Origin of the sequence: Pseudoduganella plicata (assembly GCF_004421005.1) — a bacterium.
Taxonomy (GTDB): domain Bacteria; phylum Pseudomonadota; class Gammaproteobacteria; order Burkholderiales; family Burkholderiaceae_D; genus Rugamonas; species Rugamonas plicata.
Map to the genome: position 1 here is coordinate 2,901,752 of NZ_CP038026.1, position 19,831 is coordinate 2,921,582.

The following is a 19,831-nucleotide window of genomic DNA, read 5'->3' on the forward strand; positions in this document are numbered from 1 at the left end:
TTTATAATCGGTAAATTACTGGAACCTGCCCATCATGACTGAACAACTCTCGAAAAAAGGCGAGGCCTGGTCGGCCCGCTTCTCCGAACCCGTCTCCGATCTCGTCAAGCGTTACACCGCCTCCGTCTTCTTCGACAACCGCATGGCCAAGGCCGACATCGAAGGCTCGCTGGCGCACGCCGAGATGCTGGCGGCGCAGGGCATCATTCCCGCCGCCGACCTGGACGCCATCCGCGCCGGCATGGCGCAGATCGCGCAGGAGATCGAGTCCGGCAAGTTCGAATGGCTGCTGGACCTGGAAGACGTCCACCTGAATATCGAAAAACGCCTGACCGAGCTGGCCGGCGACGCGGGCAAGCGCCTGCACACGGGCCGCTCCCGTAACGACCAGGTGGCCACCGACATCCGCCTGTACGTGCGCTCGGCCATCGACGACATTACCGCCCTCCTCACGCAGCTGCGCAGCGCGCTGGTCGACCTGGCGGAAAAGCATGCGGACACGATCCTGCCGGGCTTCACGCACATGCAGGTGGCGCAGCCGATCACGTTCGGCCACCACATGCTGGCGTACGTCGAGATGTTCGGCCGCGATGCCGAGCGCATGGCCGACTGCCGCAAGCGCGTCAACCGCCTGCCGCTGGGCGCCGCCGCACTGGCCGGCACCACGTTCCCGATCGACCGCGAGCGCGTGGCGCGCACGCTGGGTTTCGATGACGTCTGCCACAACTCGCTGGACGCCGTCTCGGACCGCGACTTCGCCATCGAGTTCACGGCCGCCGCCTCGCTGATCATGACGCACGTGTCGCGCATGTCGGAAGAGCTGGTGATCTGGATGAGCCCACGAGTGGGCTTCATCGACATCGCCGACCGCTTCTGCACGGGCTCGTCCATCATGCCGCAGAAGAAAAACCCGGACGTGCCGGAACTGGCACGGGGCAAGACGGGCCGCGTCTACGGCCACCTGATGGGCCTCCTGACCTTGATGAAGGGCCAGCCGCTGGCGTACAACAAGGACAACCAGGAAGACAAGGAGCCGCTGTTCGACACCGTCGACACGGTTGTCGACACGCTACGCATCTTCGCCGATATGGCCGGCGGCATTACCGTCAAGCCCGAAGCGATGCGCGCCGCCGCGCTGCAGGGTTATGCAACGGCCACCGACCTGGCCGACTACCTGGTCAAGAAGGGACTGCCGTTCCGCGACGCGCACGAAGCGGTAGCGCATGCCGTGCGCACCTGCGTCGATGCCGGTTGCGACCTGGCCGACCTGTCTTTGGTCCAGCTGCAGAAATTCTCGCCGCTGATCGGCGACGACGTGTTTGCCGTCCTCACGCTGGAAGGGTCGGTGGCCGCGCGCGATCACGTCGGCGGCACGGCGCCGAACCAGGTGCGCGCCGCCATTGCCCGGGTCAGGAGCCAGCTCGCCATGTAAGCGCCCTCCCCTTACCGTCACGCCGCATCACACAACACCGCAATACGGACGCCAACGCAGCGTCCGAACACAAGCGAGGAGACAACGATGTTCATGGCAGTTTCGCGGGCAATCGACAAACTGAACGATTCAATCGCGGCGGCAGTGTCCTGGGCACTGCTGCTGGCGGTGCTGATCTGCGCAGGCAATGCGCTGGTCCGCTATTCGCTCAACATGAGTTCCAACGCCTGGCTGGAAATCCAGTGGTACCTGTTTGCCGCTGTATTCATGCTGGCTTCCCCCCACACGTTGCGGCGCGACGAACACGTGCGCATCGACGTCGTTACCGGCCGCTTCACGAAACGCACGCAGGTATGGCTCGACCTGTTCGGCTACCTGTTCTTCCTGATGCCGGTCTGCCTCGTGATCCTGTATTACGGCATCCCGTTCGGCCTGCTGTCGGTGCGAAGCGCCGAGATGTCCAGCAATGCCGGCGGCCTGATCGTCTGGCCCGCCAAGATCCTCGTCCCCATCGGTTTCGCGCTGATGATACTGCAAGGTATATCCGAGATCATCAAGCGCATCGCCTACCTGCGCGGCCGGCTCGACGCCAGCGCCTTCAGCAAGCATGCGACCACGCCCGCGGAAGAAATCGCGGCGATCAAAGCAGCCAACCAGATCAACTGAGCCGGGGACAGCCACCATAATGGAAGCCTTCATCATCGCCAACATGGCGCCCATCATGTTCGGGGCGCTCGTCATCTTCCTGCTGTCCGGCTTTCCCGTCGCCTTCGCACTGGCGGCGAACGGGCTGCTGTTCGGCCTCGTCGGCATCGAACTGGGCCTCCTGAAGCCCGAGCTGCTGCAGGCCCTGCCAAACCGCATCTTCGGCATCATGGCCAACGACACGCTGCTGGCCATTCCGTTCTTTACCTTCATGGGGCTGATCCTGGAGCGCTCGGGCATGGCCGAGGACCTGCTCGACACGATCGGCCAGCTGTTCGGACCGATCCGCGGCGGCGTAGCGTACGCCGTCATTTTTGTCGGCGCGCTGCTGGCGGCGACCACCGGCGTCGTCGCCGCCTCCGTCATTTCGATGGGCCTGATCTCGCTGCCCGTCATGCTGCGCTATGGCTACGACAAGCGCCTCGCGTCGGGCGTCATCGCCGCTTCCGGCACGCTGGCGCAGATCATTCCGCCCTCGCTGGTGCTGATCGTGATGGCCGACCAGCTGGGCCGCTCGGTCGGTGACATGTACAAGGCCGCTTTCGTACCGGGCCTGCTGCTCACCGCCATGTATGCCGGCTACGTGCTGGCCGTGTCGATCTTCAAGCCGCACCATGCGCCGGCGCTGCCGGAACATGCACGCAACCTGAAGGAGCCCAATGGCGACACGGGCGTGCGTTCGCTGCTGGTATTGGTGGTCGCGGCCGTGGCGGCCTCGTACGGCTTCGCTCACTATTACGAGGCAACCCACCCAGCTGCGCATGCCGACGAAGTGGGCATCTTTTCGGCCGCGTTGGGCATCGTCGGCGCTTTCGTTTTCGCCGCCGCCAACCGCTACCTGAAACTGGGCCTGTTGTCGAAAATGGCCGAGAAGGTGGTGTTCGTGCTGATTCCGCCGCTGGCGCTGATCTTCCTCGTGCTGGGGACGATCTTCATCGGCCTGGCCACGCCGACGGAAGGCGGCGGCATGGGCGCCCTCGGCGCCATCCTGCTGGCCATGATGAACCGCCGGCTGAACTGGGGCCTGCTGTCGCAGGCGATGATGTCGACGACGCGGCTGTCGTGCTTCGTCATCTTCATCCTGATCGGCTCCACCGTGTTCGCGCTGGTCTTCCGTGGCGTCAACGGCGACCTGTGGGTCGAACACCTGCTATCAAGCCTGCCAGGTGGCGCGACGGGCTTCCTTATCGTCGTCAACATCCTGTTCTTCGGGCTGGCGTTCTTCCTCGACTTCTTCGAGCTGGCCTTCATCCTCGTGCCGCTGGTGGGGCCGGTAGCGGAAAAGCTGGGGATCGACCTGATCTGGTTCGGCGTGCTGCTGGGCGTGAACATGCAGACGTCGTTCATGCACCCGCCGTTCGGCTTCGCGCTGTTCTACCTGCGCTCCGTAGCGCCGAAGGAAGTGAAAACCGCGGACATCTACTGGGGCGCGATCCCGTTCGTCTGCATCCAGGTGATCATGGTGGCGCTCATCATCGCCTTCCCCAACCTGGTATCGGTCAGCGCGAAAACGGACATGACGGAGCAGATCGAACTGCAGATCGACGCGCCGGCCGATTACGGCTCGCCAGCCGAGGGTGCGCAGGACGAGACGAAAGACGGCGAGGCGCCGCAGCTGAACTTCTCGACCGACGAGGAAGAGAAGAAGAAATAGCCGATGACTAACCCTACACAAGAAAGCGGGCCGCAGGACTGGGTCGCGCTATTGCACGACAAGGCCACCCGGTACGATGCAGTTTTGATGACGATCACGGCACAAGGACAGCAGCAGTATCTGGGCACCGTAGAAAGGGTCTACTCGCGGCGTTTCGAAGGGCCTGAAGCCTACGCGTCCGGCACCCTTCGCTTTGTCGGCGCCCCCGGAACCTGGGGTAACCAAACGCTGGCGGATGGCGAACGTGCCCTGGTTTTCGTCCGCTGGCTGCCACACTCCGGTCGTTATTACCAGGACCATTGGCACGGCCATTTCACGATCGTAGAGGTAAATGGAGTGGCGTGCGCGGTGGCGAACTGGCACTTGCTGCGATCGACGGAGCGGACATGGGGGCCGGAATGGCTGCGCAATGCCGCGTTCCTGCCGGACGAGAACAAGCCCTGGCAAGTTGCCATACCTTTCGCCCTGCTTGAACGCCACCTGATCGAAGAACTTGACCGCCCCGGCGTCCGGTAGCAGCCGGCCGCCGGGGAAGATTTGCCCAGGCCGCCGTCAGGGAATGCGGTCAGTGCGTGACCAGCTTGGACAGCACCGCGAACGCGGCCCCCGTCTGGTCCTTGTCGAGGATCAGTGTCAGCTCGGTGTGTGTGGAGATCAGGTTGATGAGGTTGACCTTGTCCCACGCCAGCTTCTTCAGGATCGCGTGATAGATACCGGGTGTGCGGTGCGATTCGGCCGTCAGCTGCAACGTGACGGCGTTCAGGTTTTCCAGCCGCGCCAGCAGGCGTTCGCCGGAGAACACTTCCTCGACCAGCGGGATCAGCAGGCGGCTGCAGATCACCATGATCTCGTTGACACCGCGCGTCACGGTCAGGAACAGGTCGCTGCGGCGTCCTGCCTGGGCCAGCAGCTGGCGGTGGCATTCGTCGGTGCATTCGGACTGGCGGTACGTCAGTTCGACGAGGTCCGTGCGCGCCGTCAGCTGGCCGGTCTTCTGCGCCAGCACGATATCGCTGGCGCCCTGCTCCGGCAGGCGCTCGGACACGCGTCGCAGCGCCATCACCACGGCAGCCTGGCCGACGGGTTTCCATAAATCGTTCTCCAGCTGCGGCTGCAATTGCCGCGCCAGTTCCGACAGGTTGATCAGACCTCGCCGTAATCCCTCGCTGAGGAACGGCGAATCCATGACGATACGTTCTACTTTGGTAGCTATGGACTGCATGGCAGCTTGCCCGCAAGGGCATCCTTTCTGGGTGGACAGGTAATGCGCCGCTCCGCCGCGGGCAGCGGAGAACTGGCGTCCGAATTGCAAATACACGCCGGACGCAAGCGCCGGACGCGAAAAGGATGCTGCCTATGTAGGTGGCGCGGTGGCGCCCGGTCGATGAAGGGCGAAGTGAATACGAGCGAGAAGGCCTGATACCTTGGTCATGATTGCGTCCCTGAAGTTTGCCTCAGCGCGTGATGGGATCCGAAAACCTGCTGGCACGGCGCGCCGCAAGCGGATGCGGCGGCGGCAACGGGTTTCGCATCCGTTCCCCTTTCCCAGCTGCGCTGTATTTGTAAGCCCGTCGGGCATACGTGGCCGTTCGGTGCCACTGTAGTGTACGGCGCGGGATTCAAATATTGCAACCATCACACAACGTAACTGTTGCATGCGCGCCGAAAATCGAAAATGGAAACGATTACGTTGCGGCGAGCCGACAGCCGACAGCCAACCGCACGCCACAAAACACGTCGAAACGATAGTTGCGCCGTCGCCCCTGTGGTGGATGATGTCCCATTCTTAACAAAATTCGGTAACACGACTCATTTTGTGAGTTTTTTGACACGGCGAAGACGGACGGAATACTGTGCCGCTGACCCGGAGTCCGCCGCGGTCCTGCCCCCCTCCCCATTACCGATTTTTGGAGAAAAGATGAACCTTCGCTTGAGCATCATCGCTGCGGCTATCGCCGCACTCCCCGCTCTGCATGCCGACGCCCAGACCCGTGGTGTTCTGCCCGAGAGCCTGATGGCCGCCCCGGTCGAGCCCATGAACGCCACCGCCAAAGCCAACCTGGAGAACCGCATGGCCGCACGTCGCGCCGCCGCAGGCCTGGACGACGAGCATGGCTACAAGATCACCGTGCAGCACCCGGGTGAAGCCGGCACGCGCATCACGCGCGCCCAGCACACGTTCAAGGGCCTGCGCATCTTCGGCTCCGACTCCGTCATCGTCAGCGATGACAGCGGTGAGATCCTCAGCGAATCCGCGTCGAACCGCCGCCAGGGCCTCTCCAGCTCGCGCGCCGCCGTGGCCGCCGGCCAGGGCATGCCGGACGTGACGGCCGCCGTCACGCCGGAAGAAGTCATCAACAGCGTCGTCAAGCGCGTGGCACCGGTCGGCGTGCACCGCTGGAAGCCGGAAGCGGAACTGCTGATCTACCCTGTCATGAAGACGGTGCGCACGGCCGCTGCCGCCAACAAGGCGGAATTCGCACTGAACGCGCTGGACCTGGAAGACGTGGTCGACCGCTATGAACTGGCCTATCTGGTCAAGACGCGCATGGCCAACGGCAGCAAGCTGGTGTACCGCGACAGCATCGTCAACGCCAAGACGGGCGCCGTGATCGCCGAATGGGATGCGCTGCAGACCGTCATCGGCCAGGGCAAGAGCCAGTACAACGGCACGGTGCCGATCAACACGACGCTGTCGGGCAGCACCTACCAGATGCTGGACACGAGCCGCGGCACGGGCGGCAAATACGGCGGCATGGCCATCACCAACGCCAACCACAGCTCGGCCAACGCGCCGAACCCAGGCAGCATCTATACCAACAGCACGAACACCTGGGGTGACGGCCAGCAGTACATCCCCGGCGGCAGCACCACCAACGCCAACGGCCAGACCGCCGCGGTCAACGCGCTGTGGGGCCTGATGAACACGTACGACACGATGAAGAACGTGGTCGGCTGGCGCAGCCTGGACGGCAACAACACGGCAACCTACATCGCCGTCCACGTCGACAACAACTACGACAACGCCTTCTTCGACCCAAGCTGCAAGTGCATGTACATCGGCGACGGCAGCAGCTTCAAGAACCTGGGTTCGATCGACGTGATCGGCCACGAAATGGGCCACGGCGTCACCGATGCCACGTCCAACCTGGTCTACTCCGGCGAATCGGGTGGCCTGAACGAATCGAACTCGGACATCCAGGGCGAAGCTACCGAAGCCTATGCCCGCGCAGGCGGCACCGGCACGACGATTCCTTCGACCGGCAATGATTGGGTGATGGGCGCGGAAATCAGCAAGACCGGCACGCCGCTGCGCTACATGTACAAGCCAAGCAAGGACGGCTCGAGCCCGAACGCGTGGAGCAGCACGATCAAGAACATCGACGTGCACTACAGCAGCGGTCCGAACAACCGCATGTTCTACTTCCTGGCCAACGGCTCGAGCGCCACGACCACCAGCGACTACTACAGCCAGTACCTGACCCAGAGCCCGAAGAACATGACGGGGATCGGCACGGACAAGGCGTTCCGCATCTGGTTCAAGGCCAACACCACCAAGTTCACGTCGTCGACCAACTACGCCGACGCTCGCAACAAGGTGCTGCAGGCGGCCGAGGAACTTTACGGCGTGGGCTCGAAGGAAGCGACGGCCGTCAAGCGTGCCTATGCGGCGATCAACGTCGGTACCGACGTGCCTGAATCGGGCGGCGGCACGGGTGTCTCGATCGCCACGCAGCCCGCTTCGATCACCGTGGCACCTGGTGCCACCGCGAGCTTCAGTGTAAGCGCGAGCGGCGGCACCTCGCCATACAGCTACAAGTGGTTCAAGAACGGCACGCAGGTCAGCGGCGCCACGGCAGCAACCTACTCGTTCACCGCCCAGTCCACGGACAACGGCGCCGTGATCAAGGCCACCGTGACCGATTCGTCGTCCACGCCCGTCACCGTCACCTCCGGCAATGCAACCTTGACCGTCAGCAGCACCGGCGGCGGCAGCGCGGAGCGCGTCACCAACGGCGGCTTCGAGTCGGGCACCACCGGCTGGTCCGGCACCACTGGCGCGATCGGCTCGTTCTCGGGCCAGACGGCATACGAAGGCACCCGCTTCGCCTACCTGGGCGGCAACGGTGCGACGGCAACCGAAACGCTGACGCAGTCGGTCACCATCCCGTCGACGGCAACGGCGGCGGATCTGTCGTTCGCCCTGCATATCGACACGGCCGAATCGGGCACCACCGTGTACGACAAGCTGGTTGTCACTGCCAAGGGCAGCTCGGGAACGACCACGACGCTGGCAACGTACTCGAACGCCAACGCGGCCGCGGGTTACCAGGTTCGTAATTTCAGCCTGCTGGGCTTCAAGGGCCAGACCGTGACGCTGTCGTTCGCGATGACGGAAGACACATCGGCACAGACGTCGTTCGTGATCGACAAGGTCAGCCTCGTCACCAGGTGATCGACTCGTAGCGCCAGGCGCAGGCAGGTGCCGTTCCCGGCCCTGCCTGCGCTTTGGCCTGTTATGATTTCCGCTTCACATATGGAGCGGAGCAGCAATGAGCACGATCGGAATCGGCGGCAAATCGGTGGACGAAGCATTGGCAGCACTGTCGGACATGACAGCGGGCGCCGTCCCGATCGCGCGCGACGAGCACCTGGCCCGCATCGAGCGCGCGCAAGCCTTCATGCGCCGACAGGGCATTGCCGCGATCTACCTGAACGCCGGCGCCAACCTGCTTTATTTCACCGGCACGAAATGGCATGCCAGCGAACGCATGGTCGGCGCCATCCTGCCGGCCACGGGCGCGCTGGAATATATCGCCCCCGCCTTCGAGCGCGACACACTGATCGACTTCATGCTGGTCGAGGGCCAGGTCAACTGCTGGGAAGAACACGAAAGCCCCTACGCGCTGTTCATCGACGTGCTCGCGCGCATGGGCATTGCGGCCAACGCGGACCTGCCGCCGCGCATCGGCATCTGCGAAAGCGCCGCCTTCTTCATCTACGACGGCATCCGGCCGCTGGCTGCCGGTTACCGGCTGGAGAACGCCCGCGCCGTGACGGCGCACTGCCGCACCCGCAAGTCCGCCGCGGAGATCGCGTTGATGCAACGCGCGATGGACATGACCCTGGCGGTGCACGTGGCAACCGCCAGCATCCTGCGCGAAGGCATCACGACAGTCGAGGTGGAGGAATTCATCGCCCGCGCGCACAGAAAGGTTGGCGCGCCTGGCTCGTACTTCTGCATCGTGCTGTTCGGGGCCGCCACCGCGTTCCCCCACGGCGTCAGCTACGTCCAGACATTGAAAGCCGGCGACACGGTGCTGATCGACACGGGCTGCAAGCTGCACAACTACATCTCCGACATCACGCGCACCTATGTCTACGGCGAGCCGAGTGAACGCCAGCGCTTCGTCTGGAACGCGGAGAAGGCAGCGCAGCAGGCAGCGTTCGAAGCCGCGCAGCTGGGCGTGCCATGCGAGGAAGTGGACGCCGCCGCGCGTCGCTCGCTCGTCTCGAGCGGCTTCGGTCCGGGCTACAAGCTGCCCGGCCTGCCGCACCGCACGGGCCACGGCATCGGCCTGGATATCCACGAATGGCCGTACCTGGTGGGCGGCGACACGACGCCGCTGGACGTGGGCATGTGCTTCTCGAACGAACCGATGATCTGCGTGCCGGGCGAATTCGGCATCCGCCATGAAGACCATTTTTATATGACGGCGAAAGGACCGGCGTGGTTCACCCAGCCGGCGCGGTCAATCGACGATCCGTTCGGGCTGGCGGCGTAAAAAGAGGCCAGACACCCGTCCCGGGCCGCTCGGCCCGGGACGGGTGTCTGGCCCCGGCGTTCGCCTGCCCGATTACTTCGCGGGCTTGCCGATATAGCTCAGTTCCGCGATTTCCTTCAGCGCTTCTTCCTGGCCGACCAGCTCCGGCTTGACGCGGCCGACCATCAGGCCCATCGACACGGACGTACGCACGTACTTGGTCTCGCCTTTGTCCAGCACGAACGACAGGTTGTTCGTCGCTTCGGTGCTCGTTCCCGCTTCATGGCTGCCAGCCGACGTGTCGGCATAGATGTAGCCGCCCGGTTTGGACTCGCCGACGACGGCGCCGTCCAGCTTGATGTCCGGTTGGACGGCGGCGCCAACCATGCTGTTGACGCGGTAGAAGTAGACGCGGCCCTGGTCGGCGGCCAGCTTCGGCGTGTTCGCCTGCTGTTCGTCAAATTTCGGACCGGTGGCAGCGCAACCCGTCAGCGCGCCAGCAGGGCGATGGCGCCCAGTTTCAGAATGCTTTTCATTTGTTATCCCTGGTTTTGTAAGTGGAGTGACAGCGGCGTGCGCAACGGCGAAAAACCGCGTTCGGCCGGCAGGTAGAAGCCCACCAGTTGGTCCCTGTCGAGGACCAGCCATGCCTCATGAATATGCGCGCCCTCGACGGTAAAGACATCACCGACCGGGCGATATACCGTACCCTGAGCAATGGTGCCCGCCAGCGCCCAGCGGCTACCTGCGTTGATGGGCCGCGCGTAGCCGGAATCGAACGTCACGACAGCGCTGCGCGCCAGCACGACAGGTGTCGTGGCCGCGGCGGACGGGCTCAAAGACACCGGCGTGTGACGGACAGCGCCAGTGCAACCGCCAAGGAGCAGCGTCGCGGCAATGAAGAGAGCAGGCATTTTCATGATGCCCGAATGCTACTCTTTTTGAAGCAGTGAAATCTATCGAATTATCACTTTGGAGGCCGGACTCTAGCGTTCGGCGGCGCAACGGGCGGCGAACATCGGCTTCTCGGGCCCGGGACGGGCACCTCGCGAGGTGCCCGTCCCAGCTCCTCAGGTCCGCTTCGACACGAGAGTCAGGATGTCATAGCTGGCCACCAGCTCGTCGTTCTGGTTCGTCACCTGCACGTCCCACGCGACGACGCCCTGGCCGATGCCTTTGTCGTCCTTGCGGTTGCGGTCCACCTTGCGCTTGCACGTCAGGCGGGCGCGGATCGTGTCGCCGATGGCGACGGGGGTGATGAAGCGCAGGTTGTCCAGGCCGTAGTTGGCCAGCACGGGGCCCGGCGCCGGCGAGACGAAGAGGCCGGCAGCGGCCGACAGCACGAAGTAGCCGTGCGCGATGCGCTTGCCGAACTGCGTATCCTTTGCCGCGATCTCGTCGAAATGCATATAGAAATAGTCGCCCGAGACGCCGCCGAAGTTGACGATGTCCGCTTCGCTGACCGTGCGGCGGTGCGTCAGCAGCGAGTCGCCCACCTGCAGGTCCTCGAAGTGCTTGCGGAACGGGTGCACGTCGCTTTCACGCACCGCGCCGCCGCGTACGTACTCGCCCGTGATCGCCGACAGCATCGTCGGCGATCCCTGCACGGCGGCGCGCTGCAGGAAGTGCTTCACGGCGCGGATGCCGCCCAGTTCCTCGCCGCCGCCGGCGCGCCCCGGGCCGCCGTGCTTCAGTTGCGGCAGCGGCGAGCCGTGGCCGGTCGAATCGACGGACGCCTCGCGCTCCAGCACCAGCACGCGGCCGTGGTGGGCCGCGGCCATCGGCACCGCATAGGCGGCCGTGGCCGGGTCCTTCGTCACCAGCGTGGACACAAGGCTGCCCTTGCCGCGGGCCGCCAGCGCCAGCGCTTCGTCGATGCCGTCATACGTCATCAGGGTGCTGACAGGACCGAACGCTTCCACGTCGTGCACGGCATCGTTGTCCATCGCGTTGCGGCACATGACCAATGTCGGCGAGAAGAAGGCACCGTCGTGGACACCGTCGCCGACCAGTCTCAGTTCATCCGGACGGCCGTACAGCAGCTCGTTCCCCGCCAGCAGCCGCTCGACCTGCGCCGCCACGTCGCGCTGCTGGTCTTTTGACGCCAGCGCGCCCATGCGCACGCCGTCGACCGACGGGTCGCCCACGGTGACCTTCGCCAGACGGTCGCGCAGGCGCTCCGCGACGGCGTCGGCCTGCTGCCGCGGCACGATGATACGGCGGATTGCCGTACATTTCTGGCCCGCCTTGCCCGTCATCTCCCGCGCCACTTCCTTGACGAACAGGTCGAACTCCGGATCGCTTGGGGTCACGTCCGGGGCCAGGATCGCGCAGTTCAGCGAGTCCGCCTCCGCCGTGAACGGCACCGAGTTGGCAATCAGGTGACGGTTGCTGCGCAGCTTCGCCGCCGTGTCGGCCGAGCCGGTGAACGTCACGGCATCGAAACCGGTCAGGCGATCCAGCAGGTCGCCCGTGCTGCCGATCACGAGTTGTAATGCTCCCGCCGGCAGCAGGTTCGACTCGTGCACCATGCGCACGAGCGCCTCCGTCAGGTAGCTCGTTGCCGTGGCGGGCTTGCCGATGCACGGCATCGCGGCCAGGAAGCTGGGCGCGAATTTTTCCAGCAGGCCCCAGATGGGGAAGTTGAACGCGTTGATGTGCACCGCGATGCCGCCCTTCGGCACGAGGATGTGGGTGCCGGCGAAGCCGCCCCGCTTGCCCAGCGCGATGGCCGGCCCTTCGTGCAGCACGTTGGATGACGGCAGCTCGCGGCTGCCCATGCTGGCATAGGCGAACAGGGTGCCGATGCCGCCTTCCACGTCCACCCAGCTGTCCGGACGCGTGGCGCCGGTCAGGTGCGAGATGTGGTACAGCTCTTCCTTGCGCTCCATCAGGTACAGCGCCAGCGCCTTCAGCGTTGCCGCGCGCCCCTGGAAGTCCAGCTTCATCAGCCCCGGCACGCCGGTCCTGCGGCCATAGTCGACCGCTTCGGCGAAGTCGATGGCTTCGGCGTGGGTGTGATAGATCAGCTGGTTGTGCAGAGCGCTGTGCAGCGGCGTGTGCGCTTCCTTGCCGTGCCAGCGGCCGGCGATGTAGCTTTGCAGGGTGGTGGTCATTTGGGTCTCCGATTGCTTGTACGTCGGGGACAGGCACCCGCCTCAGGGTCGAAGACCCCGAGGCAGGTGTCCGTCCCCATTATCTTTTTACCTGGTGCAGCGGCAGCGAGCTTTCCCACTGCATGCGCTGGCGGCCCGGCTCGGGCGCCGCCAGCGCCTCGACTTCGCGCATCGTCTCCAGCGAGCGCACCGCCAGTTCATGGTACTGGCCGGTGCCAACGTTCTTCCACGCCAGTTCCGCATCCGTCACCTCGCGCACGATGCGCGCGGGGGTGCCGATCACCATGCTGCGCGGCGGGATCTCCATGCCCGCCTTGACGAAGCACATGGCCGCCACGATGCTCTCGGCACCGACGGCGGCGTTGTCCATCACGACGGCATTCATGCCCACCAGTGCATTGCGGCCGATGCGGCAGCCGTGCAGCACGGCACCGTGGCCGATGTGGCCGTCCACTTCGACGACCGTGTCCGCGCCCGGAAAACCGTGCATCACGCACGTGTCCTGCAGGTTGCAGCCCTCTTCCAGCACCAGCCGGCCGAAGTCGCCGCGCAGCGAGGCCAGCGGGCCGACGTAGCAGCGCGGGCCGACGATCACGTCGCCGATCAGCACCGCGCTCGGGTGTACGTACGCACTCGGATGGACGACGGGCCGGATGCCGTTGATCTCGTAGACCTTGACCATGTCCTCAGACCCGCTCGATCACGAGGGCGATGCCCTGCCCCACGCCGATGCACATCGTGCAGAGCGCATAGCGCCCGCCCGTGCGCTCCAGCTGGTTGACGGCGGCCGTGACGAGCCGTGCGCCGGAGGCACCCAGCGGGTGGCCCAGGGCGATGGCGCCACCGTTCGGATTGACGTGCGGCGCGTCGTCCGGCAGTCCCAGGTCGCGCGTGACGGCCAGGCCCTGCGCGGCAAAGGCTTCATTCAGTTCGATGACGTCCATCTGGTCTATCGTCAGGCCCAGCTGCGCCAGCAGCTTTTTCGACGCGGGCGCGGGAGCGAAGCCCATGATGCGCGGCTCGATGCCCGCCGTGGCCATGCCCAGCACTTTGGCGCGCGGTCTCAGGCCATACTGCTCGACGGCCTTGCTTGACGCCAGCAGCACGGCGCAGGCGCCGTCGTTGACGCCGGACGCGTTCCCGGCCGTGACGGTGCCGTCGGCCTTGACGACGCCCTTCAGCTTTGCCAGCTGTTCGATCGATGTGTCGGGACGGGGATGCTCGTCGGTGTCGAATACCTTCGACTCGCCCTTTTTCGAGTGCAGCGTGACAGGCACGATCTCCGCCTTGAACAGCCCCGCCTCGTGCGCGGCGGCCCAGCGCTGCTGGCTGCGCAGCGCGAACGCATCCTGGTCAGCGCGGTTCACATTGAACTGCTGCGCCACGTTTTCCGCCGTCTCCGGCATGGAATCGATGCCGTACTGCTCCTTCATGCGCGGATTGACGAAGCGCCAGCCGATCGTCGTGTCCTCGATCTTCGCGGTGCGCGAGAACGCCGTATCGGCCTTGCCCATGACGAACGGCGCGCGCGTCATGCTTTCCACGCCGCCGGCAATCATCAGGTGGGCTTCCCCGGCCTTGATGGCACGGGCGGCCGTGCCAATGGTGTCCAGGCTGGAGCCGCACAGGCGGTTGATCGTATTGGCCGGCACGGCAGGCGGCAGTCCCGCCAGCAGCGCGGCCATGCGGCCCACGTTGCGGTTGTCCTCGCCCGCCTGGTTGGCGCAGCCGACCAGCACGTCGTCGACCTGCGACCAGTCGACGCCGGGGTTACGCTCGATCAGCGCAGCAATGGGCAGCGCGGCCAGGTCGTCCGCGCGGACGCCCGCCAGGGCGCCGCCATAGCGGCCGAAAGGGGTACGGATGGCGTCGCAAATATAGGCTTCGTTCATGGTTTGTATTCTCCGTGCTCAGTTTCTCGGTCGCTTGTCCAGCACGCGCCTGGCCTTGCCGGTCTGCGTGCGTTCGATGCTGTCGGCGGCCAGCAGGCGTACCTTCGTGGTGACGCCGACATAGGTCTTGATGTGATGTTCCAGTTCCCGCGCCAGGCTGTCGACGGCGTTGTCCGTCAGCGTGCCCGTGATTTCGGGGCGCAGCTCGCCGACGACATCGAGCTTGTCGAGATGGCCGTCGCGCGTCACGATCAGCTGGTACTGCGGCGCCAGCTGGGGCATTTTCAGGATCAGTTCCTCGATCTGCGTGGGGAATACGTTGACGCCGCGGATGATCAGCATGTCGTCCGAGCGGCCAGTGATCTTGTCCATGCGGCGCATCGCGCGCGACGTGGGCGGCAGCAGGCGGGTCAGATCCTTGGTGCGGTAGCGGATGACGGGCATCGCCTCCTTCGTCAGCGACGTGAAGACCAGCTCACCCTCCGAGCCGTCCGGCAGCACCTCGCCCGTTTCCGGGTCGATGATCTCGGGATAAAAATGGTCTTCCCAGATGACGGGGCCGTCCTTGCTCTCGATGCACTCGCTGGCGACGCCGGGGCCGATCACTTCCGACAGGCCGTAGATGTCGACCGCGTCGATGCCGGCGCGCTGCTCGATCTCGCCGCGCATCGCGCCCGTCCACGGCTCCGCGCCGAAGATGCCGACCTTCAGCGACGACTCGGCCGCGTCCAGCCCCTGGCGCCGGAACTCTTCGATGATGTTGAGCATGTACGACGGCGTGACCATGATGATCGAGGGCCTGAAGTCCTGGATCAATTGCACCTGCTTTTCAGTCTGGCCGCCGGACATCGGCACGACGGTGCAGCCCAGCCGCTCGGCGCCATAGTGCGCCCCCAGACCGCCAGTGAAGAGGCCATAGCCGTACGAGATGTGCACCATGTCGCTGGCGCGGCCGCCGGCGGCGCGGATCGAGCGCGCCACCATGTCGGCCCACATGTCGATATCGTTTTTCGTGTAGCCGACCACTGTCGCCTTGCCGGTGGTGCCGCTCGACGCGTGGATGCGCACCACCTGCTCGCGCGGCACGGCGAACAGGCCGAACGGGTAGTTGTCGCGCAGCGTCTTCTTGTCCGAGAACGGGAATTTGGCAAGGTCGGACAGCGTTTTCAGGTCGTCCGGATGGACGCCCTTTGCATCGAACGCGGCGCGGTAGTGCGCGACGTTGTCGTAGGCGTGCCGCAGCGACTTGCGCAACCGCTGCAGTTGCAGCGCCTGCAGTTCGTCGCGGCTGGCGCGTTCGATCGGTTCCAGATCCGCTGGCGCGGGTTGGCGTTGCACCATGGGTGCCTCCTCCTGGTCTTTACTTCAAGCCTGGACAGGGACCACTTCGCCGCCGATCCGGTGCGACTTGCCCCGGAAAGTGGCGACGATGCGGCCATCCTGATTGATGACGTTGACGTCATAGATGCCGGTCTTGCCGGCGAGCGCCCGCTCGACCGCTTCGGCGGTGAGCAGGTCGTTCTGGCGTCCGGGCGCCAGATAATCGATGGTGCAGCCGGCACCCACGGTCACGAGGTTATGGCTGTTGCAGGCGAACGCGAACGCGCTGTCCGCCAGCGTGAAAATAAAGCCGCCGTGGCAGGTGCCGTGGCCGTTGAGCATATCGGGCCGGATGCGCATCGACATGCGCGCGTAGCCGGGGCGGATCTCGTCCAGCGTCATCCCGAGTCCCTGGCTGGCCGTGTCGCGGGCGAACATCGCGGCACCCGCCGCCTGCGCCAGCGTATCAGGTGTCGTCATCGCGGCATCACGCATGGATGTTCTTTCCTGCCGCCTGGCGGCGGCGCAACAGCGGCGACACGCGGTAACGGTCTTCGCCATAGCTGGCAGCCAGGTTTTCCAGCACCGTGACGACGTGGCCGACGCCGACCGCATCGGCCCACGCCAGCGGTCCGCGCGGATAGTTCACGCCCTTCTGCATGGCGGTATCGGCCGCGGCGGCGCTGCACACGCCCTGGTACACGGCATCGGCCGCCTCGTTGGCCAGCATGGCGACAGTGCGCATGACCACCAGGCCCGGCACGTCGTCCAGCCGCGTGACGGCAAAGCCGGCTGCCTGGAACAGCGCGACGGCGCTGTTGAAGGCGGCCAGGCTGCACTGGTCGGCGGCGGCAACGGCGATGCGCGTGGCCGTAGCGGCGTCGAAGACCAGGTCGAACACCACCGTGTCGTCGTGCCGGTTGGCGCGGGCGCGTTCCGTTGCCGTGCGCCCGTCCGTCAGGTAGATGGCGGCACCATTGCAGTGGAACGCCGGCGCTTCGTGCTGGTGGCCTTCGGCCGAATGGCGTTGGTGGACGTCGATCCCGTGCGCACGGAGGCGCCCCAGCATCGCCGCCGTCTGGCGGCCGTCCGCACCTGCTTCCAGGCTGTGGCCGACGAATTCGGGACGCGCCAGCGCCGATTCCGTGCGCACCGGCTGCGGCGCGGCATTGGCGCCGTACGGATACAGGCCCCGCCCCGATTTGCGGCCCAGGTAGCCGGCATTGACCAGCTCCTGCTGCAGCACCGATGGCGCAAAGCGCGGATCGCCGTAGTAGGCGTCGAACACGGAGCGGGTCACGGAATAATTGACGTCGTGCCCGATCAGGTCCATCAGCTCGAATGGACCCATGCGAAAGCCCCCCGCCTCGCGCAGCACGGCATCGATGGTCGGGGCATCGGCTGCCTGTTCCTGCAGCAGGCGCCAGCCTTCGGCATAGAACGGCCGCGCCACGCGGTTGACGATGAAGCCGGGCGTGGATTTCGCGTGCACGGGGCTCTTGCCCCAGCTGGCCGCCGTGTCGTAGACCGCCTGCGCGACCGCCGCATCGGTAGCCACGCCGGAAATGACTTCGACCAGCTGCATCAAAGGCACCGGGTTAAAGAAGTGCATGCCGACCAGGCGGCCCGGCCGGCGCAGCTTGGCGCCGATGGCCGTGATCGAAATCGACGACGTGTTCGAGGCCAGGATCGCATCCTCCGCGACAATGCCTTCCAATTCCGCGAACAGACCACGTTTCACGTCCAGGTCCTCGACGATGGCTTCCACCACGAGGGCCGCATCGGCCACGTCGGCCAGCGACGACACGCCGTGCAGCCGGGCGCGGGCGGCGTCGGCCTCCGCGTGCGTCATCCTGCCCTTGTCCGCCAGCCTGCTGTAGATGGTGCCGATGCCGGCCAGCGCGATGGTAATGGCGTCCGGACGGGTGTCGTACACCTTGACGGTGTGCCCGGCGGCGGCCGCGACCTGCGCGATGCCGGCGCCCATGGCGCCGCTGCCGATGACGGCGATGACGCTGCCCGGTTCCAGTTTGACGGTCATCATTCCCCTTGAAGTGCGGCGTGCGCTTGGCGATGAAGGCATCGACGCCTTCGCGGTAATCGTGGCTGTTGCCCAGCTCGCGCATCATCTCCGCTTCCAGCTTCAGTTGCTCGGGCAGGCTGTTGGCATAGCTCTGGTGGATGGCGTGCTTGGTGAAGGCGAGGCCTTTCGTTGGCGCGCAGGCGAAGTGCTCGGCCAGCGCCAGCGCTTCCGTCATCAGGGTTTCGTCCGGCAGCGCCTTCCAGATCAGGCCCCACTGCTCGGCGCGGTCCGCCGTCAGCTTCTCGCCCAGCATGGCAAGACCCATCGCGCGGGCGTGGCCGATCAGCCGTGGCAGGTGCCACGTGCCGCCCGTATCCGGGATCAGGCCCAGCTTGCAGAACGCTTCGATGAACGACGCCGACTTCGCGGCCAGCACGATGTCGCACGCCAGCGCGAGGTTCGCCCCGGCGCCGGCCGCCACGCCGTTGACGGCGCAGATGACGGGCATCGGCAATGCCTTGATGGCCAGGACCAGTGGCGCGTAGAATTTTTCGACGGAGTCGCCCAGGTCGACGCCCTTGGCGCCTGGCTCCACGGCGCGGTCGGACAGGTCCTGCCCCGCGCAGAAGCCGCGGCCGGCGCCGGTCAGCACCAGCACGCGCACGGATTTGTCGGCGCGGATACGCTCGAACGCGTCGCGCACTTCCAGGTGCATCGCCTGCGTGAAGCTGTTCAGTTTATCCGGGCGGTTCAGCGTCAGTTGGGCGATGCCGCCTTTGATGGTGAACAGGATGTTATCGTAGGTTTTTTGTTCGTTCACGGTGTCTCCTCCGTTTGATCTTTATTCCGCCTGGTCGAAGTCGATGACGACCTTGTCCGTGGCCGGGAAGCTCTGGCAGCTCAGCACGAAGCCGCGCGCGATCTCGTAGTCTTCCAGCGCATAGTTCACGTCCATATCGACCTTGCCGTCGACAACCTTGCAGCGGCACGTCGAGCATACGCCACCCTTGCATGAGTAACGCATTTCCAGGCCGGCGCGCAGGCCCGCGTCCAGAATGGATTCCTTGTCCTTCTCCATCGTGAACGTGGCGGCGTTGCCGTCCTGGATCACCGTCACTTCCGTCAGGTGCTGGGCCGCCTGGGCGTCGAGCGCGCGCGCCTTGTGCTGGTGCTTCGGAATGGATGCGGCAAACAGCTCGACCTTGATGTTCGATTTCGGCATGCCCGCTTCCTGCAGCGCTTCCGAGACGCCATGCATCATGTCCTCCGGGCCGCAGATGAATGCCGTGTCGTAGTCGGCGATGTCGATCCAGTGCTGCAGGAACTGCTGCGTCTTTTCCTTCGTGATGCGGCCGTTGAACAGGTCGATGTCCTGCTGTTCGCGGCTCATCACGTAGACGATGTTCAGGCGCTCCAGATACGTGTCCTTCAGCTCCATCAGTTCGTTCTTGAAGATGACGGACGACGAGGCACGGTTGCCGTAAAAGAGCGTGAAGCGGCTCTGCGGCTCCGTCAGCAAAGTCGTCTTGACGATCGACAGGATCGGCGTGATACCGCTGCCGGCCGCGAACGCGAGATAGTTTTTCGCTTGCGAGGCGTCCAGCGGCACGTTGAAGTGCCCCATCGGCGGCATCACGTCGACGACGTGACCCGCTTTCAGGTTCTCGTTGGCCCACGTGGAGAACGCACCGCCCTGTGTGCGCTTGATGGCCACGCGCAGGCAGCCGTCCTGCACCGCCGAGCAGATCGAGTACGAGCGGCGCAAGTCTTCGTCACCGACCAGCGCGCGCAGGGTCAGGTGCTGGCCCTGCTGGAAGCGGAAGCTGTCCTGCAGCTCGGGCGGCACGGCAAACGTGACGGCAATGCAGTCGCGGGTTTCGTTATGCACCTTCGCTACGGGCAGCGGATGGAATTTGCTCATGAT

Annotated in this window: 16 protein-coding genes and 1 pseudogene; 6 read left to right on the top strand and 11 right to left on the bottom strand. The window is 65.2% G+C overall.

Annotated features, from left to right (window positions below):
- The first annotated feature begins 34 nt into the window (after positions 1 to 34).
- The 4 genes from argH (at position 35) to E1742_RS12630 (ending at position 4,307) form a co-directional block, all read left to right on the top strand.
- The gene (argH, locus tag E1742_RS12615; protein ID WP_134385281.1) at positions 35 to 1,432 is read left to right on the top strand and encodes an argininosuccinate lyase; all 1,398 of its coding nucleotides are present in this window, start codon (positions 35 to 37) and stop codon (positions 1,430 to 1,432) included.
- A gap of 93 nt (positions 1,433 to 1,525) precedes the next feature.
- Positions 1,526 to 2,098 (top strand): TRAP transporter small permease subunit, encoded by a 573-nt coding sequence (locus E1742_RS12620; protein ID WP_134388148.1) that lies wholly within the window; start codon positions 1,526 to 1,528, stop codon positions 2,096 to 2,098.
- A 19-nt stretch (positions 2,099 to 2,117) separates the two neighbouring features.
- On the top strand, positions 2,118 to 3,791 hold the full coding sequence (locus tag E1742_RS12625) for a TRAP transporter large permease (protein ID WP_134385283.1): 1,674 nt from the start codon (positions 2,118 to 2,120) through the stop codon (positions 3,789 to 3,791).
- Positions 3,792 to 3,794: 3 nt separating this feature from the next.
- On the top strand, positions 3,795 to 4,307 hold the full coding sequence (locus E1742_RS12630) for a hypothetical protein (protein ID WP_134385285.1): 513 nt from the start codon (positions 3,795 to 3,797) through the stop codon (positions 4,305 to 4,307).
- A gap of 49 nt (positions 4,308 to 4,356) precedes the next feature.
- On the opposite strand, the gene E1742_RS12635 is transcribed toward E1742_RS12630, so the two are convergent.
- Entirely contained in the window at positions 4,357 to 5,013 is a 657-nt protein-coding gene (locus tag E1742_RS12635) for a hypothetical protein (RefSeq protein ID WP_134385287.1), read from the bottom strand.
- Positions 5,014 to 5,709: 696 nt separating this feature from the next.
- Between E1742_RS12635 and E1742_RS12640 the strand changes: the two genes are divergently transcribed.
- Together E1742_RS12640 and E1742_RS12645 are read left to right on the top strand one after the other, a co-directional pair.
- Positions 5,710 to 8,247, top strand: coding sequence for a M4 family metallopeptidase (locus E1742_RS12640; protein WP_134385289.1), 2,538 nt, complete (start codon positions 5,710 to 5,712; stop codon positions 8,245 to 8,247).
- Between the two features lie 106 nt (positions 8,248 to 8,353).
- Positions 8,354 to 9,577, top strand: coding sequence for a M24 family metallopeptidase (locus E1742_RS12645; RefSeq protein ID WP_276528550.1), 1,224 nt, complete (start codon positions 8,354 to 8,356; stop codon positions 9,575 to 9,577).
- Positions 9,578 to 9,649: 72 nt separating this feature from the next.
- Here E1742_RS12645 and E1742_RS12650 read toward each other — a convergent pair whose 3' ends face one another.
- The 10 genes and pseudogenes from E1742_RS12650 to paaE all read right to left on the bottom strand — a co-directional run bounded on the left by E1742_RS12650 (position 9,650) and on the right by paaE (position 19,828).
- Positions 9,650 to 10,204: a DUF2846 domain-containing protein gene (locus E1742_RS12650; RefSeq protein ID WP_134385291.1), complete on the bottom strand. Its 555-nt coding sequence runs from the start codon at positions 10,202 to 10,204 to the stop codon at positions 9,650 to 9,652.
- Positions 10,096 to 10,476, bottom strand: coding sequence for a hypothetical protein (locus E1742_RS26160; protein ID WP_166793472.1), 381 nt, complete (start codon positions 10,474 to 10,476; stop codon positions 10,096 to 10,098). The genes E1742_RS12650 and E1742_RS26160 overlap by 109 nt, the downstream gene beginning before the upstream one ends.
- A 150-nt stretch (positions 10,477 to 10,626) precedes the next feature.
- Positions 10,627 to 12,672: a phenylacetic acid degradation bifunctional protein PaaZ gene (gene paaZ / locus E1742_RS12655; protein ID WP_134385292.1), complete on the bottom strand. Its 2,046-nt coding sequence runs from the start codon at positions 12,670 to 12,672 to the stop codon at positions 10,627 to 10,629.
- Positions 12,673 to 12,751: 79 nt separating this feature from the next.
- Positions 12,752 to 13,354 carry a phenylacetic acid degradation protein PaaY gene (locus E1742_RS12660; protein ID WP_134385293.1) on the bottom strand — a complete coding sequence of 201 codons (603 nt, stop codon included), beginning with the start codon at positions 13,352 to 13,354 and terminating at the stop codon, positions 12,752 to 12,754.
- A gap of 4 nt (positions 13,355 to 13,358) precedes the next feature.
- The gene (pcaF, locus tag E1742_RS12665; RefSeq protein ID WP_134385294.1) at positions 13,359 to 14,564 is read right to left on the bottom strand and encodes a 3-oxoadipyl-CoA thiolase; all 1,206 of its coding nucleotides are present in this window, start codon (positions 14,562 to 14,564) and stop codon (positions 13,359 to 13,361) included.
- Positions 14,565 to 14,582: 18 nt separating this feature from the next.
- Complete coding sequence (paaK, locus tag E1742_RS12670) at positions 14,583 to 15,905, bottom strand: phenylacetate--CoA ligase PaaK (protein ID WP_134385295.1); 1,323 nt, start codon at positions 15,903 to 15,905, stop codon at positions 14,583 to 14,585.
- A gap of 24 nt (positions 15,906 to 15,929) precedes the next feature.
- Positions 15,930 to 16,379 carry a hydroxyphenylacetyl-CoA thioesterase PaaI gene (gene paaI / locus E1742_RS12675; RefSeq protein ID WP_134385296.1) on the bottom strand — a complete coding sequence of 150 codons (450 nt, stop codon included), beginning with the start codon at positions 16,377 to 16,379 and terminating at the stop codon, positions 15,930 to 15,932.
- Positions 16,372 to 17,928 (bottom strand): 3-hydroxyacyl-CoA dehydrogenase PaaH, encoded by a 1,557-nt coding sequence (gene paaH, locus E1742_RS12680; protein WP_229466760.1) that lies wholly within the window; start codon positions 17,926 to 17,928, stop codon positions 16,372 to 16,374. The genes paaI and paaH overlap by 8 nt, the downstream gene beginning before the upstream one ends.
- A 1-nt stretch (position 17,929) precedes the next feature.
- Positions 17,930 to 18,727, bottom strand: a pseudogene (gene paaG / locus E1742_RS12685) (2-(1,2-epoxy-1,2-dihydrophenyl)acetyl-CoA isomerase PaaG); the annotation flags it as partial.
- Between the two features lie 21 nt (positions 18,728 to 18,748).
- Complete coding sequence (gene paaE / locus E1742_RS12690) at positions 18,749 to 19,828, bottom strand: 1,2-phenylacetyl-CoA epoxidase subunit PaaE (protein WP_134385298.1); 1,080 nt, start codon at positions 19,826 to 19,828, stop codon at positions 18,749 to 18,751.
- Positions 19,829 to 19,831 lie beyond the last annotated feature (3 nt).

Coding starts and splice junctions, on each gene's coding strand:
- argH (WP_134385281.1), top strand. CDS start 35: ATGACTGAACAACTCTCGAAAAAAGGCGAGGCCTGGTCGGCCCGCTTC.
- E1742_RS12620 (WP_134388148.1), top strand. CDS start 1,526: ATGGCAGTTTCGCGGGCAATCGACAAACTGAACGATTCAATCGCGGCG.
- E1742_RS12625 (WP_134385283.1), top strand. CDS start 2,118: ATGGAAGCCTTCATCATCGCCAACATGGCGCCCATCATGTTCGGGGCG.
- E1742_RS12630 (WP_134385285.1), top strand. CDS start 3,795: ATGACTAACCCTACACAAGAAAGCGGGCCGCAGGACTGGGTCGCGCTA.
- E1742_RS12635 (WP_134385287.1), bottom strand. CDS start 5,013: ATGCAGTCCATAGCTACCAAAGTAGAACGTATCGTCATGGATTCGCCG.
- E1742_RS12640 (WP_134385289.1), top strand. CDS start 5,710: ATGAACCTTCGCTTGAGCATCATCGCTGCGGCTATCGCCGCACTCCCC.
- E1742_RS12650 (WP_134385291.1), bottom strand. CDS start 10,204: ATGGCTGGTCCTCGACAGGGACCAACTGGTGGGCTTCTACCTGCCGGC.
- E1742_RS26160 (WP_166793472.1), bottom strand. CDS start 10,476: ATGAAAATGCCTGCTCTCTTCATTGCCGCGACGCTGCTCCTTGGCGGT.
- paaZ (WP_134385292.1), bottom strand. CDS start 12,672: ATGACCACCACCCTGCAAAGCTACATCGCCGGCCGCTGGCACGGCAAG.
- E1742_RS12660 (WP_134385293.1), bottom strand. CDS start 13,354: ATGGTCAAGGTCTACGAGATCAACGGCATCCGGCCCGTCGTCCATCCG.
- pcaF (WP_134385294.1), bottom strand. CDS start 14,564: ATGAACGAAGCCTATATTTGCGACGCCATCCGTACCCCTTTCGGCCGC.
- paaK (WP_134385295.1), bottom strand. CDS start 15,905: ATGGTGCAACGCCAACCCGCGCCAGCGGATCTGGAACCGATCGAACGC.
- paaI (WP_134385296.1), bottom strand. CDS start 16,379: ATGCGTGATGCCGCGATGACGACACCTGATACGCTGGCGCAGGCGGCG.
- paaH (WP_229466760.1), bottom strand. CDS start 17,928: ATGATGACCGTCAAACTGGAACCGGGCAGCGTCATCGCCGTCATCGGC.
- paaE (WP_134385298.1), bottom strand. CDS start 19,828: ATGAGCAAATTCCATCCGCTGCCCGTAGCGAAGGTGCATAACGAAACC.